Genomic DNA, 15,690 nt, shown 5'->3' on the forward strand with positions numbered 1-15,690 from the left:
AGGCAGCAAGATCACGTACGAAATCAGCCATAACTTGTCTCCTTTCCGCTACTGTTCCCTTTTTGTTCTAATTTTGTTCGATAGTCAAGGAAGTCTGCATAGAAGACCCGCTATTCAGTGGCTATGGTTAACGTGCACCGGCGGCCCGCATTCGTGCATGCCCCTCCGAGGGTCGATACGCCTCGAATGGAACATGCAAGGAGCGCAGCCCGAGGCGGGTGACCGCGCCGCGAGTGAGGTCGGAGCCAAGTAGGGGCAGCCGCGGCCGAACTAATTCAGTTCGACGACCTTGCCGTCCTCGATGGTCACGCGGCGATCCATGAGCGAAGCGAGTTCGTGATTGTGGGTGGCGATCAGCGCCGCGAGCCCGGACTGGCGCGCCAAGGCTTCCAGCGCCTCGAACACATAGCCGGCCGTCTCGGGGTCGAGGTTGCCGGTCGGCTCGTCCGCCAGAAGGATGAGCGGCGCATTGGCGACCGCCCTGGCGATGGCGACGCGCTGCTGCTCGCCGCCGGAAAGCTCGGTCGGGCGGTGGCTGCCGCGATGGCCGATGCGCATATAGTCCAGGAGGGCCGATGCCCGCTCCGCCGCCTCGGCCTTGGGCAATCCGGCGATCAGTTGCGGCATCATGATGTTCTCCAGCGCCGAGAATTCCGGCAGGAGATGATGGAACTGGTAGACGAAGCCGATCTCGTTGCGGCGGATCGCGGTTCGCCGGTCGTCGCTGAGCCCGTTGCAGGAGGTGCCGTTCACGAGCACCTCGCCCTCGTCCGGGTGTTCGAGCAGCCCGGCGATATGAAGCAATGTCGACTTTCCGGTACCGGACGGGGCCACGAGGGCGACCGTCTCGCCGCTTCGCAACGTCAGGTCGGCTCCCTTGAGGATCGGCAGAAACGTGTCGCCCTCGCCATAGTGCCGCTCGATGCCGGAGAGCTGCAGTGCCACGCGCGCATTCATTTAAGCTGTTGTCCTTGTTATTCGTACCGCAGGGCCTGCACCGGATCGAGGCGCGAGGCGCGCCAGGCCGGGAAGATCGTGGCAAGGAAGGAAAGCGCAAGCGCCATGACGACGACGGTGACGGTCTCGTCGGCGTTCATATCGGCCGGAAGCTGGCTGAGGAAATAGAGCTCCGGATCGAAGAGCGTGGCGCCGGACACCCAGGAGAAGAACTGGCGGATCGACTCGATGTTGAGGCAGACGACGACCCCGAGGACGACGCCCGCGATGGTTCCCGTGACCCCGATTGCGGCGCCCGTCATGAAGAAGATGCGCATCACCGAGCCGGAGGTCGCGCCCATCGTCCTAAGGATCGCGATATCGCTGCCCTTGTCCTTCACCAGCATGATCAGGCCGGAGATGATGTTCAGCGCCGCGACCAGCACGATCAGCGTCAGGATCATGAACATCACGTTCCGTTCCACCTCGAGCGCGGAAAAGAATGTTCTGTTGCGCTCGCGCCAGTCCGTAATGAATATCTGCCGGCCGGCGGCATCCTCCACCGGCTTGCGAAGCTCATCGACCGCGTCCGGATGCTCGGCGAATATCTCGATCGACTGGACGAGGCCTTCGGCATTGAAATAGAGCTGCGCTTCCTCGAGCGGCATGAAGATGATGGTGGCGTCGTATTCCGACATGCCCATCTCGAAGATGGCCGAGACGGTATAGGCCTTGACCCTCGGATTCATGCCCATCGGCGTGACGTCGCCGTTCGGCGAGGTGAGCGTGATCGTCCCACCCACCCGGATGCCCAGCTGCTCGGCCATGCGCGAGCCGATGGCGACGCCGCTGCCCGAGGCGAAGCCGACGAGGTCGCCGGACTGAATATTTCCCGAGATCGACTTCAGCTTTGTGAGGTCGTCGGCGCGTATCCCGCGAACGAGCGCACCCGTCGACGCATCGCCCAGGCCTTGCGCGAGAACCTGGCCCTCGACGATCGGAATGGCCATGGTCACGCCCGGAACGGCGGAGAAATTGGTGGCAAGATCGGCATAATTGGTGAGCGGGCCGTCCAGAGGCTGGACGATCATATGGCCGTTCATGCCGAGAATGCGCGAAATGAGCTCGGTTCGGAAGCCGTTCATCACCGCCATGACGATGATCAGCGTTCCCACCCCAAGCATGATCCCTATGAAGGAAAAGCCGGCAATGACCGAGATGAACGCTTCCTTGCGCCGCGAACGCAGGTAGCGCCAGGCGACCATACGCTCGAAGGCGGAGAAGGGACGGCTGGAAGATATGCTGGATGGAGCGGCAGCCTGCACTTGCTCATCCGTCGCCGCGGTCATCATCGATCCCTTCGTCTGTTATCTCGCCGCGACCAGTTTGTTGATCGCCGCTTCGACGGTCATCGTCTCCCGCGCGCCGGTCCTGCGGTCCTTCACTTCGACTTCGCCGTTCGCGATCGAACGCGGTCCGACGATCACCTGCACCGGCACGCCGATAAGGTCGGCGGTCGCGAACTTCCCGCCGGCGCGCTCGTCGGTGTCGTCAAGAAGAACGTCGAATCCAGCCTTGCCGAGATCGGAGTAGACCCTGCCGCAAGCCGCATCGCAAGCGTCATCGCCCGTTTTCATGTTGATGACGACGACGTCGAAGGGAGCGATCGCTTTCGGCCAGATGATGCCGTTGTCGTCATGCGAAGCTTCGATGATCGCCGGCACCAGGCGGGTCGGACCGATACCATAGGAGCCCATGTGCACCGTGTGTTCCTTGCCGTCCGGCCCGAGCACTTTCGCACCCATGGCCTCGGAATATTTAGTGCCGAAATAGAAGATGTGGCCCACCTCGATGCCGCGCGCGGACAGGCGCTCGCCTTCGGGGATGGCGCCGAAGGCGGCCTCGTCATGCATTTCCGAGGTCGCCGCATAGCGCGACGTCCACTTGTCGAAGATCGTCTTCAGGCCCGCGACGTCGTCGAAATTCGTATCCTCGCCCGGAATGTCGAAGCCGAGGAAGTCCTTGTGGCAGAACACCTCGGACTCGCCCGTGTCGGCAAGGATGATGAACTCGTGGCTGAGATTCCCGCCGATCGGGCCCGTGTCGGCACGCATCGGTATGGCGCGCAGGCCCATCCGGTCGAAGGTGCGGAGATAGGCGGCAAACATCTTGTTATAGGCGTGCTCCGCCCCTGCCCGGTCGAGATCGAAGGAATAGGCGTCCTTCATCAGAAACTCGCGCGAACGCATGGTGCCGAAACGCGGACGGATCTCGTCACGGAACTTCAGCTGGATATGGTAGAGGTTCAGCGGCAGATGGCGGTAGGACTTGACGTAGGAGCGGAAGATGTCGGTGATCATCTCCTCGTTCGTCGGTCCGTAGAGCATCGGCCGGTCCTGCCGGTCCTTGATGCGCAGCATCTCCTTGCCGTAGGCGTCATAGCGCCCGCTCTCCTGCCAGAGCTCCGCCGACTGCAGCGTCGGCATCAGCAGTTCGATGGCGCCGGAACGGTTCTGCTCTTCGCGAATGATCGCATTCACCTTGTCCAGCACGCGCTTGCCGAGCGGCAGCCACGTATAGATGCCCGCGGACTGCTGGCGGACCATGCCTGTCCTCAGCATCAGTCGATGGGAAACGATTTCCGCTTCCTTCGGATTTTCCTTTAAGATGGGCATGAAAAAGCGGGACAGGCGCATGACGGGTTCCAGAACTGGTGAATTCGCACTATCGACGGATTCAGGCAAAATGACGTTGTGCTTCGGCCGCTCCTTCGCCTGAGATCAGGGTAGGCAGCTGTTGCCATTCTAACAGGGCTCTTGATTTTCCCGGCGACGCATCGACGGGAACCTTTCGAGTTCAGCGTTCATAGCCGCTTCGCGCGCGGAAGGGAACCCTGCCTTAAGGCCGGCTATCGCTGCGTCGACACATAACCCGGATGAGAAATACGGGTTGCGACCCTGCGGCAAAAGAGCACGCTAGTAACAGGACGAAGACAGTTGGTGTCAACGGAAAAATTTTACCCGACTGTAGCAAAAATGCAAAAAAAGCAGATGACAGCGCCCAAGGTTTGAGCTAATTTCGGCTCACAAAACAGGCAGGAAGACCAAATTCTTGCCGAAATTCGCGGTCAAGTCTTGGGAGGATAAGATCTTAGGCGCGCTCGTTCGCTGCCGCCGGAAACGGATTAAAGATCACGCGACACTTAAAAAACAAGGCTTTGGCCTTGTTTTTTTTGCTTTTTCATCGCCCCTCCTGGCGAAGCAGGCGCGAGAAAACGTCAATAATCTGTCTGTCAAGTGCGCACACGCGCCGGCCGGCCTGCAAGCTTCCCGCCCCCCGGTTCTGCTACGTCATATTTTAGGGGTGAAAGAGCGTTGAAGGCGGCCCCCCCGTTGGTCCTTCGAGAGACCGCCCTCGTCTAATATCCTACGGAGTTGCGTCAGCGGTCCTGCGGCAAAGGCTTTGCTTCCCGTTCGGTGGCCGGAGCCGCTTCGTCGCCGTGCAGTGGATGATGATGAGCCATCTGCTTCATCATCCCCGCGCATGCCTCCATCATCGGCCCCATGGCGCGCATCATGTCCATCATGCCCTTCATTCCGGACATGTCGCCACCCATCATATCCATGCCGCCCTTAACCGCCTCGTCTTTCGCGACGGGGGGCGCGCTATGGTTCGCATAGGCGGCGGTTGCAATGAGCAGTGCTGCTGAAAGCGTTAGCTTCGTAATGGTATTCATCCTGGTCTCTCCTTTCTCTGGTCACTTGGTTCGTTCATCGGTGGCCGATGCATCGGCCGGCTTCTTGCTTCGGCACATGACGCAATATCCGGTGGCACACATCACCGCGCAGGGCGCGAGGCTCAAGAGAATGGGGGCCACACCCGCCGCTGCGAGCCAGTCCCAATTTGCGGCCAGGCCGGTTCCGGCAACGCCCAGTCCGACAAGGATCCAGCCGCGGCGGCCGAACGGCATCCGCAGGCCAGCTACTTGCCTCGTGCTGGCGGCTTTTACGATTTCACTCATTTTCGAGTCTCCCGTTGTTCTCATGGCTCTGCCCGTCGCCCGCGGTGATCCGGGTCTGTATTTTGCGCTGGCGCTCCGGCCACCTGCTCTTGATGAACCCCAGAACCGCGGTGATCTCGGCATCGGTCAGCAGCCCCCCAAAAGCGGGCATATCGCTTTCGTAGTCCGGTAGAACCGCACCGAGACCCGATTTGGTGAAGGTGAACAGCTCCTGATCCGAATGATGCCAGGTATGTCCGGTTGCATCATGCGGCGGCGCGGGCATGCGGCCGCTCGCTTTTCTCCGTCGCCAGTCAGGCTCTCCTTCCAGCCGCACTCCGTGGCAAGAGGCGCAATGGTCCTGGTAGATCGCCTGTCCAACGTCGATCTGTTCGGACGTGACGGCCTCCCCCAGAAAGGTCAGGCCGTTGGCCACCGGCCGCTGCGCAGCGGCGGCAAACCAGCCCGCAGCGCCGATGCCCGCCGCGACAAAGGCCGTCATGAGTTTGCGCACACGCATCGGCCCCGCCTCCGCTGCTCACTCATCGGAATAGACCGCCGGGCCGTCGGGACCGAAAGAAAAGATGCGCAACGACCCCGTCTTTTTGGAGGCCATACCCGGCGCATTCGCCGGCATGCCCGGCAGCGTGATACCCGTGACGGCGGGGCGTTCATGGAGCAAACGCCGGATGATATCGGCCGGTATCAGACCGCTCAGGGTATAGCCGTCGATTTCCGCCAGGTGGCAACCCATGCCACGCTCAGGCACCCCCGCCGCCACCGAACGGTTGACGAAGTCCCGGTCATCGATCACGTGAACCTCGAAGTTCTCGGAGCGCAGGTAATCGACGTAGGCGTCGCAGCAGCCGCAATCCGGATCGCGCCAGACCGTCATCGGTTTTTCGGCAAGGGCCGGGGTCGCCAAGGCGAGATAAACGGCCAGGGAAAGTTTATTTCGCAAGAGAGTTCTCCTTCAGAGCTTCGTCCAGTTTGTGCCGCCATCGCGGCTGACTACGACCGCATCTTTCGTGACGGCGGCAAGCTGTTCGGGGTTTTGTGGATGCGATGCCAGGGCGAGCGCATTCAGCTCCGAGCTGCGGGACCAGTTCACGCCCGCATCTGCGGAAGTCCAAAGACCGGAAGGCATCGCGGCGAACAGCCTCTCGGAGTCCGCGAGGCAGGAGACGAGCGCGCGGACCGCCTCCCCCTTGGGCAAGGGTGCTTCCGGTTTTGGCGGACCGCCGGCAATCAGAGCGTCCATCGCTTCGCCCGCTACGATCGCCTGCCAGCGGCAGAAGCAGTCGGGCACCCGGATCAAGCCGGCCTCGGTTGCGGCGTAGATCCAGATGCCCCCCATGCCCGAGGCGGTGTTCACCGAGGCGAGCCCGACGATCTCGCGTTCCCCGTCCCCGATCCAGGGCCGGTCCATTGCGAGGCTCCAGACCGCCCCGTTGTCTGTGCTGTGCCAGAGCCCGTCACCTGCAACGGCGGCGTAGAGCGTGCCGGGCGCTGCGGCGGATGCGGCCAATGCAGTTACGGGCGCCCCCGGCAGTCCCTTTCCCGGGAATTGCCAGCTGCTGCCGCCATCCGAAGAACGTGCGATGCCGCCCCCTGCCAGACCGGCAACGATCTCACCCGCCCGCGCGGGGAGGCTGGCGAGCGCCGTCACGAAACCGGGTGACTTCAGGACCTGCCAGCCGATCACGGGAGCGAACCGTCGGATCTCTCCTTCGATCGCAGTTACGAGCGAATTGCCATCGAAAGCGATCGCGCGCGGGACAGAGGTCGCTGCCCCGATCCTGTATGGCAACAGGACGAAGCCGGCGCCGGTGGCAAGCAAGCCCACAACACTTCGCCGGGATAGACCGGCGCATGCGGCCGTGGAAAAGATCATTGTCTTCCTCATATAGGATTTCGATTGCAGCTATCGTCCTGCCTGAAGGCCGGCATCGGAACGACGTGGCTGAGATGGCGCGTGTCTGGCCTGGCCGCGTGCCCGGGCCGCCAGCGCCTATCAAAGCGACGGAGGACGGCTGAAACCTTGCTTCGGCGACGGTCGCCGTGGCACGGAAACTGACCGTTCCACGCACCTCTCAGGCATTGCGCGTCAGATCAGGCGAAATGTTTTGGGGAAGAGGGTCCGGCGGTCCGATACGGCCAGGCCGATCGTCAGCCGCAGCGGGGCCGAAGTCTTTCGACGGGACGATCGGTCGGTATCCGGGATAATCGACGGGCAGGCCCGACCCGAGGGTGGTGCAGTCGACGTTGCAGGCAAAGCCGTCAGCGTCGCCAGGCTCATCGTCGCAATCCGGGCACCCTGCCATCTGCGAGCCGGCATCGGCTGCCATGGCGATCATCATCGCCGTGCTACCTGCCGCCTGCGCAACGGTACTCGCGGCAAAGGCGGCGAGCCAAAGGCACAGGAGGAGGCGGGCAAAATACAGCATGCCCTTTATTAGCCCGCGGGCGAGTGGCTGTCGATTCACGAAACCGTGTCGCTGCGTTCCCGGCGTCAGTAGAATTCCGGCGCGAAGCGTGGGATTGCATCGATGTCGTAGCCGAGCTTCACCGAAACAATGTACCAGCCGAGATGGATGACGGCGGCAATGACCGTGGTCAGCAGTACGACCCTGAGGGCGCGGAAACGGGCTGGAGCACTCTCGACGGAGCCGGGGACGACGTCATTCTCTTCGGCTTGCGTACGCACACCGAGCGGCAGCACGACGAAAAGCGTGATCCACCAGATGATGAAGTAGATTGCAAAGGTAGAGAAGAGAGGCATCAAAAATCTCTGCGGTGGAGCGTTCGGCCGCGTTATAACCCCGCACGGCTCAACCGGCAAACCTCTTCCCCGCGCCCGACTGTCACACCTCTTCGAGCTCGATCAAGGTGCCCTGAAAGTCCTTGGGGTGAAGAAACAGGACCGGCTTGCCGTGCGCGCCGATTTTCGGGTTGCCGTCGCCGAGGACACGCGCTCCCGCCTGCCTCAGCCGGTCGCGCGCGGCGATGATGCCTTCCACCTCATAGCAGATATGGTGCATGCCGCCGGCCGGGTTTTTCTCGAGGAAGGCGGAGATCGGCGATGCGTCGCCGAGCGGCTCGAGCAATTCGACCTTGGTATTGGGCAGCGTCACGAAGACGACGGTCACGCCGTGTTCAGGCAGGGCCTGCGGCTCGGAGACCGGCGCCCCCAGCGTGGCGCGATAGCTTTCGATGGCGACTGCAAGGTCGGGCACGGCGATCGCTACGTGATTCACTTTTCCCAACATCCGATGCTTCTCTCCCTGCCCTGCGGTTCACGATTTCGGAGGGTGCCGCCGGATCAGACCTTGGTGATGAACACCGTGACGACCGGCTTCTTGCCCCAGACCTGGTTCGTAGTGCTGCGCACGGCGCGGCGAACGGCTTCCTGCAGCATCGCGAGGTCCTTCCGCTTTGCCCGCGGAATGCTCTCTACGGCGCCGAGCACCGCATCATAGAGCGTGTCCTCCATCGCCTCGCCTTCGTCGTCGTATTCCGGAAGGCCGATCGGCACGACGTCCGGGTCGCCCAGAAAGTCGTAACGGCTGTCGAGGACGACATTGACGGAGACGTGGCCGGCGAAGGAAAGCTTGCGGCGTTCGCCGATCCCCATCTCCTCGAAATCGCCGATGAGGGTGCCGTCCTTGTAGATGCGGCCGTGCGGCGCCTCGTCAATGACTTCCGCGGGTCCGGGCGCAAGCCGCAGCATTTCGCCATTGCGCAGCCGCGGCACGCTCGGGATACCCGATTGCAGTCCAAGCTCCGCATGCGCCGTCAGATGCGCCGCCTCGCCATGCACCGGCACGAGGATCTGCGGCTTCACCCACTGGTACATCTGCTGGAGCTCGGTGCGCCGCGGGTGGCCGGAAACATGCACCAGCGCCTCGCTGTCCGTGACGATGTGGATGCCTTGCTCGATAAGCCCGTTCTTGATGTCGTTGATCGCCTTTTCGTTGCCGGGGATGGTACGCGACGAAAAGACGATCGTGTCGCCGGCCGAAAAAGCCACGTTGCGCATCTCGTCGCGAGCGATCTTGGCAAGGGCGGCGCGCGGCTCGCCCTGGCTGCCCGTCAAAATGACCACGACCTTGTCGCGCGGGACATAGCCGAACTCGTCCTCTGCCAGGAACGGCTTCACGCCTTCCATGAGCCCGACATCGCGCGCAACGTCGACGACGCGCTTCATCGAACTGCCGAGTAGAAGCACCTCCCGCCCGGCAGCCTCCGCCGCTTCCGCAACGGAGCGGATGCGCCCGACATTGGAGGAGAAGGTCGTGATCCCGACCCGGCCCTCGGCATCGGCAATGATCTTGGCGAGACTTTCGGAGACTTGCTGTTCGGACGGCGATACCCCCTCGCGCAGGGCATTGGTCGAATCGCAGACGAGAGCGAGGACGCCTTCCTCACCGATCTGGCGAAACCGCGACTCGTCGGTCAGCGGCCCGAGCGAAGGCTCGAGGTCGATCTTCCAGTCGCCCGTGTGCACGACCGTGCCGAGCTGCGTGCGAATGACGAGCGCCATCGGCTCGGGGATCGAATGATTGACCCCCACGGCTTCGACGCTGAAAGGTCCGACATTGATGCGGTCGCCCTGCTTGAAGATCGTGATCGGGATCTCGCTGCGGGACTTTTCGAATGCGCGCTTGGCCTCCAGCATGCCCGCGGTAAAGGGCGAGGCGTAGACGGGAACGTTCAGGCCCGGCCACAGATCATTCAGGGCCCCGTAATGGTCCTCATGGGCATGCGTGATGATGATCGCCTTCAGATTGCGGCGCTGTTCGGCCAGAAAGGCGATATCGGGCAGAACCAGATCTACGCCGGGCAATTCCGGGCCGGGGAAGGTCACTCCGCAATCGACCATGATCCATTGGCGGTGACCTGGCCTTCCATAGCCGTAAAGGCCGAGATTCATGCCTATTTCGCCGACGCCGCCGAGCGGCAAGAACACCAGTTCTTCATCCTGCGCCATGTCGTGATGCGCCTTTGCTTTTTTCAATCATCCAAAAAATACGTCGCCCGCCGCAATGGTTTGCGGCGGGCCGGAACCCGTGTCGAGTAGAAGCCGGCCGTCCCGATCGATACCTGCAAAGCGGCCGGAAAGCGAGCGGTCCGGGAGGTTGACCGTGATCGCCTCGCCGATGCCCTTGGCCGCGGCGCGCCACTGATCGATGATTGCGGCGACGCCCGCGCCTCGGTCCCATACGGCGAGCGTTTCGGCCATGGTTACGAAAAGATGCGCGAACAGCTCCTCGGGAGAGGTCGTCGCGCCCTCCCGCCGAAGCGATGTGACGGGGTAAAGTGCGTCTTCAGGCATGACGGCGACGTTGATGCCGCAGCCAATCACCAGGGCCCGCCGCCCGTCGGCCAGAACCTCGCCTTCGAGAAGAATGCCGCAGGTTTTTCGACCGTCGATAAGAATGTCGTTCGGCCATTTGATCGCGGCCTCGGCTCCGCCCGGTGGCATCACCCGGCGGATCGCCCGATGGACTGCGACCGCTGCGGCGAGGGGCACCGCATGCAGCCTGTCCACCGGCGCCGGATCGATGAGCAGCAGGGATGCGTAGAGGTTCCCCGGCTCCGAGAACCAGGCGCGGCCACGCCTGCCCCTGCCCCCGGTCTGGCGCACCGCGGTGATCCAGAGATTGCCGGGATCACCCTCGCGCGCCCGCAGAAGGCATTCGTTGTTGGTCGAGACCGTTTCGGCGAGCGCGACGTGCCGGAAATCTTCAGGCGAACTCCGGCCGCCGCTTCGTCCGCCGGTCAAAAGAATGTCCGCGCCGCGGCTTCGGCAGCGGTTCCGAGCGGACCGCCGATGAGCACGTAGCCGAGCACGAAGAGGCCGGACAGACCGAACACCAGCCTAAGCTCGCCCGCCGTTCGGGCAAACTCGCCCTCGGCTCCTCGAACCACATCACCTTGATGACCCGCAGATAGTAGTAGGCGCCGACGACGGAAGCGAGCACGCCGATGATTGCCAGGCCATAGAGCTGCGCCTCGATCGCCGCAACGAAGACGAAGTACTTGGCGAAGAAACCTGCCAGCGGAGGGATGCCGGCGAGCGAGAACATGAGGATCGTCAGCACCGTCGCCATGAACGGGTTGGTTTGCGAAAGACCGGCGAGATCGTCGATACCTTCGACATGCTCGCCTTCCCGCCGGCGCATGGCAAGGATGCAGGCGAAAGTGCCCAGCGTCATGACCATGTAGATCAGCATGTAGAGGATCACGCCGCGTACGCCGGCCATCGAGCCGGCCGCCAGACCGACGAGCGCATAGCCCATGTGGCCGATCGAGGAATAGGCCATCAGCCGCTTGATGTTGCGTTGGCCGATCGCGGCGAAGGAGCCGAGCAGCATCGATGCGATCGAGATGAAGACGACGATCTGCTGCCAATCGGCGACCACCGGCTCGAAGGCGTTGATGACGATGCGCACGAGGATCGAAATGGCCGCGACCTTCGGTCCTGCGGCGAAGAATGCCGTCACCGGCGTCGGGGCGCCTTCGTAGACGTCCGGCGTCCACATATGGAAGGGGACGGCGGAGATCTTGAAGGCGAGGCCTGCAAGAATGAACACCAGCCCGAAGACGAGGCCCAGCGACCGGCCCTCGGCCGTGAGCGCCGCCGCGATCTCGTCGAAGCCGGTATGCCCGGTGAAGCCGTAGACGAGCGACATGCCGTAAAGCATCATGCCCGAAGACAGCGCGCCGAGAACGAAATACTTCAGGCCCGCCTCCGTCGACCGGACGCTGTCGCGGTTGATTGCCGCCACGACGTAAAGGGCGAGTGACTGCAGCTCCAACGACAGGTAGAGCGAGATGAGATCGTTGGCCGATATCATCAGCAGCATGCCGAGGGTGGCCAGAACCAGAAGCACGGGGAACTCGAACCGGTCGATCTGAGCCGAACGCGCGTGGCCGACGGTCATCACCATCACGGTGATCGAGCCGATCAGGGCGAGGACCTTCATGAATTTGGCGAAGGGATCCGACAGGAAGGCGCCGCCATAGGCCTCCCCCTCGCCCGTCTTCAGGACGAGCCACAGCCCGGCGATGATGAGCACAGCGACCGCAAGCCCGGTCACGGTCGGTGTGGCTCTTTCGCCCGAAAAGACGCCGATCATCAGGAGAGCCATCGCGCCGACCGCAAGGATCAGCTCGGGCATCGAAAGTTGCAGGCTGGCGATAAGGGTTTCAGCAGTCATGTCACATCACGTCCCTTGATCATTGCACCGAAAGCGCAACGTCTTGCGCTGCCTGCAGGGCGGCGGCGTAGTTGTTGACGAGCAAGTCCACGGAGGCCGCGGTCGCGTCGAAGACCGGTGCCGGATAGACACCGAAGAAGATGGTCAGGATCACCAGCGGATAGAGAATGAGTTTCTCGCGCCCCGACAGATCGAGCAGCGCCTTCAAGCTTTCCTTTTCCAGCGCACCGAAAATCACCCGGCGGTAGAGCCAGAGCGCGTAGGCTGCCGACAGAATGACGCCGGTCGTCGCGAACAGGGCGACCCAGGTGTTGGCGCGGAAGGCGCCCACCAGCGTCAGCACTTCGCCGACGAAGCCCGACGTTCCCGGAAGGCCCACATTGGCCATGGTGAAGACCATGAAGGCGACGGCATATTTCGGCATGTTGTTGACGAGGCCGCCATAGGCCGCGATCTCGCGCGTATGCAGCCGGTCATAGACGACGCCGACGCAAAGGAAGAGCGCGCCCGAGACGATGCCGTGCGACAGCATCTGGAAAATCGCTCCCTGGACACCCTGAACATTCGCCGCGAAGGTTCCCATCGTGACGTAGCCCATATGCGCCACCGATGAGTAGGCGATGAGCTTCTTGATGTCGGTCTGCATCATCGCGACCAGCGAGGTGTAGATGATCGCAATGATCGACAGGGTGAAGACGAACGGCGCGAAGAAGTCGGACGCCAGCGGGAACATCGGCAGGGAGAAGCGCAGGAAGCCGTAGCCGCCGAGCTTCAGGAGGATGCCGGCCAGGATGACCGAGCCTGCCGTCGGCGCCTGCACGTGCGCATCGGGAAGCCAGGTGTGCACCGGCCACATGGGCATCTTCACCGCGAAGGAAGCGAAGAAGGCAAGCCAGAGCCAGGTCTGCATTTCGCGCGGGAACTGATAGGCGAGCAACTGCGTGATGTCGGTGGTGCCCGCCTGCCAATACATCGCCATCATGGCAAGCAGCATCAGAACGGAACCGAGCAGCGTGTAGAGGAAGAACTTGTAGCTCGCGTAGACGCGCTCCTTGCCGCCCCACACGCCGATGATGATGAACATCGGGATGAGGCCCGCCTCGAAGAAGACGTAGAAAAGGATGATGTCGAGAGACACGAAGACGCCTAGCATCAGCGTTTCCAGGATCAGAAACGCGATCATGTATTCCTTCAGGCGCTTCTCGATCGTCACCCAGCTTGCCAGCACGCAGAACGGCATCAGGAACGCCGTCAGCGGGACGAAGAGTATGGAAATGCCGTCGACGCCCAGATGATAGGAAATGCCGGTGCCGAGCCACTCCCGCTTCTCGACCATCTGGAAGCCCGGGTTCGACGGGTCGAACTGGTACCAGATGTAGAGCGACACGAGGAAGGTGAAGACCGTCGTCAGCAGCGAGACGTTCAGGATGTTGCGGCGGCCGTAGGCGCTGTCTTCCCTTGTGAGCAGGAGAAGCAGAACGCCGACGAGCGGCATGAAGGTGACCGCGGAAAGTACGGGCCAATCGGTCATCAGAAGGAACTCCCGAGCATCATCCATGTAACGAGCGCTGCAATACCGATCAGCATGGCGAACGCGTAGTGGTAGAGGTATCCGGTCTGCAGGCGGACCACCCGGTCGGTCACGTCGAGAACGCGCGCAGCGATCCCGTTCGGGCCGTACCCGTCGATCACCCGGCCGTCACCCTCCTTCCAGAGGAAGGTACCCAGGCGCTTGGCGCTGCGGACGAACAGGAAATCGTAGAGTTCGTCGAAATACCACTTGTTGAGCAGGAACTGGTAAAGCCCGCGATGCTGCTCGGCGAGATATTTCGGCGTCTCCGGCGAACGGATGTACATGTACCAGGCCGTGAAGAGACCGAGCGCCATGGCGGCGAACGGGCTCCATTTCACCCATAGCGGAACGTGGTGGTACTCCTCGAGAAGCTCGTTTTCCGCGGACGTGAACAGAGCGCCCTGCCAGAACTCCGCGTAGTGGTGACCGAAGAAATAATCGTGGAACAGGAAGCCCGCGACGAGGGCGCCGGCAGCCAGGATGTAGAGGGGCACCAGCATGACCTGCGGCGACTCGTGGACGTGATGCATGACGTCGGAAGAAGCGCGTGGCTTGCCGTGGAACGTCATGAAGGTCAGGCGCCAGGAGTAGAAGCTGGTGAAGAGCGCCGCGATGACCAGCAGCACGAAGGCCAGACCGGAAACGACGCTATGCGACGCGAAGGTGGATTCGATGATCGCGTCCTTCGAGAAGAAGCCCGCCGTGCCGATGACCGTACCGGGAATGCCGACGCCGGTGAGCGCGATCGTACCGATGAACATCATCCAGTAGGTGACCGGAATATGCGTGCGCAGTCCGCCCATGTAACGCATGTCCTGCTCGCCGTCGACGGCGTGGATGACCGAGCCCGCGCCCAGGAACAGGAGCGCCTTGAAGAAGGCGTGCGTGAAGAGGTGGAAGATCGCCGCGCCATAGGCGCCGACGCCGAGCGCGACGAACATGTAGCCGAGCTGAGAGCAGGTCGAATAGGCGATGACGCGCTTGATGTCGTTCTGGACGAGACCGACGGTCGCCGCAAAGAATGCGGTGATCGCGCCGATCAGGGTGACGACCGTCAGGGCGTCTGGCGAAAGCTCGAAGAGCGGCGACATGCGGGCAACGAGGAAGACGCCCGCGGTCACCATGGTTGCGGCATGGATAAGGGCCGAAACCGGGGTCGGGCCTTCCATGGCGTCCGGCAGCCAGGTGTGCAGCAGGAACTGCGCCGACTTGCCCATCGCGCCCATGAAGAGCAGCAGGCAGGTGGCCGTCAGGGCATGCCCCTTGTCGAGCTGCATTCCGAAGAGATTGATGACCGCGTCCCCTGCCGCAGCACCCTCGGCCGGCAAATAGTTCTGCGCGGCGGCGAAGATGGTCTCGAAATTGATCGAGCCGAAGAGGACGAAGACGCTGAAGATGCCGAGCGAGAAGCCGAAGTCGCCGACGCGGTTGACGATGAAGGCCTTCATCGCCGCCGCATTGGCGGACGGCTTCTTGTACCAGAAGCCGATCAGCAGGTATGACGCGAGACCCACGCCTTCCCAGCCGAAGAACATCTGCAGCAGATTGTCCGACGTGATGAGCATGAGCATCGCGAAGGTGAAGAGCGACAGATAGGCGAAGAAACGCGGCCGGTTCGGATCGTGGTGCATGTATCCGATCGAATAGATGTGCACCAGGGTCGAGACGGTGTTGACGACGACGAACATGACGGCCGTCAGCGTGTCGACGCGGAAAGCCCATTCGACATCGAAGCTTCCGGACTGGATCCAGCGCAGCACCGAAACCTTGATCATCTCCTCTTCGCCGAGGGCGACGTGGAAGAAGACGAACCAGGAGAGCGCTGCGGTGACGATCATCAGGCCGCTGGTCACATATTCGGATGCTTTGGCGCCGATCTGCGTGCCGAGAAGGCCGGCGATCAGGAAGCCGATCAGAGGCAGGAAGACGATAGCCTTGACGATGGTATCCATAGCCCT

16 protein-coding genes and 1 pseudogene are annotated in these 15,690 nt (G+C 62.4%); 1 reads left to right on the plus strand and 16 read right to left on the minus strand.

The annotated features are described in order from the left end of the window. Window positions 1-270: 270 nt before the first annotated feature. The 3 genes from N0Q91_RS11340 to proS are packed head-to-tail and all read right to left on the minus strand — an operon-like array spanning window position 271 to window position 3,632. Window positions 271-957: an ABC transporter ATP-binding protein gene (locus N0Q91_RS11340; protein ID WP_275596420.1), complete on the minus strand. Its 687-nt coding sequence runs from the start codon at window positions 955-957 to the stop codon at window positions 271-273. A gap of 17 nt (window positions 958-974) precedes the next feature. Beyond that, on the minus strand, window positions 975-2,288 hold the full coding sequence (locus N0Q91_RS11345) for a lipoprotein-releasing ABC transporter permease subunit (protein ID WP_198516727.1): 1,314 nt from the start codon (window positions 2,286-2,288) through the stop codon (window positions 975-977). Between the two features lie 15 nt (window positions 2,289-2,303). Further along, window positions 2,304-3,632 (minus strand): proline--tRNA ligase, encoded by a 1,329-nt coding sequence (proS, locus tag N0Q91_RS11350; protein ID WP_100672204.1) that lies wholly within the window; start codon window positions 3,630-3,632, stop codon window positions 2,304-2,306. A 415-nt stretch (window positions 3,633-4,047) separates the two neighbouring features. On the opposite strand from proS, the gene N0Q91_RS11355 reads away from it, so the two are divergent. Beyond that, entirely contained in the window at window positions 4,048-4,314 is a 267-nt protein-coding gene (locus N0Q91_RS11355) for a hypothetical protein (protein ID WP_275596421.1), read from the plus strand. A 61-nt stretch (window positions 4,315-4,375) separates the two neighbouring features. Here N0Q91_RS11355 and N0Q91_RS11360 read toward each other — a convergent pair whose 3' ends face one another. The 13 genes and pseudogenes from N0Q91_RS11360 to nuoL all read right to left on the minus strand — a co-directional run bounded on the left by N0Q91_RS11360 (window position 4,376) and on the right by nuoL (window position 15,684). Then, entirely contained in the window at window positions 4,376-4,672 is a 297-nt protein-coding gene (locus N0Q91_RS11360) for a hypothetical protein (protein WP_198516726.1), read from the minus strand. A 21-nt stretch (window positions 4,673-4,693) separates the two neighbouring features. Next, complete coding sequence (locus tag N0Q91_RS11365; RefSeq protein WP_275596422.1) at window positions 4,694-4,957, minus strand: hypothetical protein; 264 nt, start codon at window positions 4,955-4,957, stop codon at window positions 4,694-4,696. Further along, the gene (locus tag N0Q91_RS11370) at window positions 4,950-5,456 is read right to left on the minus strand and encodes a c-type cytochrome (protein WP_275596423.1); all 507 of its coding nucleotides are present in this window, start codon (window positions 5,454-5,456) and stop codon (window positions 4,950-4,952) included. The genes N0Q91_RS11365 and N0Q91_RS11370 overlap by 8 nt, the downstream gene beginning before the upstream one ends. A gap of 18 nt (window positions 5,457-5,474) precedes the next feature. Then, window positions 5,475-5,897, minus strand: a complete 423-nt coding sequence (locus N0Q91_RS11375; protein ID WP_275596424.1) for a DUF411 domain-containing protein — start codon at window positions 5,895-5,897, stop codon at window positions 5,475-5,477. Between the two features lie 12 nt (window positions 5,898-5,909). Then, window positions 5,910-6,830 (minus strand): WD40/YVTN/BNR-like repeat-containing protein, encoded by a 921-nt coding sequence (locus tag N0Q91_RS11380; protein ID WP_275596425.1) that lies wholly within the window; start codon window positions 6,828-6,830, stop codon window positions 5,910-5,912. A 199-nt stretch (window positions 6,831-7,029) separates the two neighbouring features. Next, window positions 7,030-7,422, minus strand: coding sequence for a hypothetical protein (locus tag N0Q91_RS11385; RefSeq protein WP_275596426.1), 393 nt, complete (start codon window positions 7,420-7,422; stop codon window positions 7,030-7,032). A gap of 26 nt (window positions 7,423-7,448) precedes the next feature. Continuing rightward, window positions 7,449-7,718: a DUF1467 family protein gene (locus N0Q91_RS11390; RefSeq protein ID WP_018094857.1), complete on the minus strand. Its 270-nt coding sequence runs from the start codon at window positions 7,716-7,718 to the stop codon at window positions 7,449-7,451. Between the two features lie 82 nt (window positions 7,719-7,800). Further along, complete coding sequence (gene mce / locus N0Q91_RS11395; protein ID WP_275596427.1) at window positions 7,801-8,205, minus strand: methylmalonyl-CoA epimerase; 405 nt, start codon at window positions 8,203-8,205, stop codon at window positions 7,801-7,803. 53 nt (window positions 8,206-8,258) lie between these two features. Beyond that, the gene (locus N0Q91_RS11400) at window positions 8,259-9,926 is read right to left on the minus strand and encodes a ribonuclease J (protein WP_275596428.1); all 1,668 of its coding nucleotides are present in this window, start codon (window positions 9,924-9,926) and stop codon (window positions 8,259-8,261) included. 27 nt (window positions 9,927-9,953) lie between these two features. Then, window positions 9,954-10,721 (minus strand): biotin--[acetyl-CoA-carboxylase] ligase, encoded by a 768-nt coding sequence (locus N0Q91_RS11405; RefSeq protein ID WP_275596429.1) that lies wholly within the window; start codon window positions 10,719-10,721, stop codon window positions 9,954-9,956. Beyond that, window positions 10,718-12,159 (minus strand): annotated as a pseudogene (gene nuoN, locus N0Q91_RS11410) (NADH-quinone oxidoreductase subunit NuoN). Before nuoN ends, N0Q91_RS11405 begins: the two are co-directional and overlap by 4 nt. 19 nt (window positions 12,160-12,178) lie before the next feature. Next, on the minus strand, window positions 12,179-13,690 hold the full coding sequence (locus N0Q91_RS11415; RefSeq protein WP_018094853.1) for an NADH-quinone oxidoreductase subunit M: 1,512 nt from the start codon (window positions 13,688-13,690) through the stop codon (window positions 12,179-12,181). Beyond that, window positions 13,690-15,684, minus strand: coding sequence for an NADH-quinone oxidoreductase subunit L (gene nuoL / locus N0Q91_RS11420; protein ID WP_275596430.1), 1,995 nt, complete (start codon window positions 15,682-15,684; stop codon window positions 13,690-13,692). Before nuoL ends, N0Q91_RS11415 begins: the two co-directional genes overlap by 1 nt. Window positions 15,685-15,690: the final 6 nt, after the last annotated feature.

This window comes from Sinorhizobium prairiense, from assembly GCF_029201645.2.
In the GTDB taxonomy this organism is placed as follows: Bacteria; Pseudomonadota; Alphaproteobacteria; order Rhizobiales; family Rhizobiaceae; genus Sinorhizobium; species Sinorhizobium meliloti_A.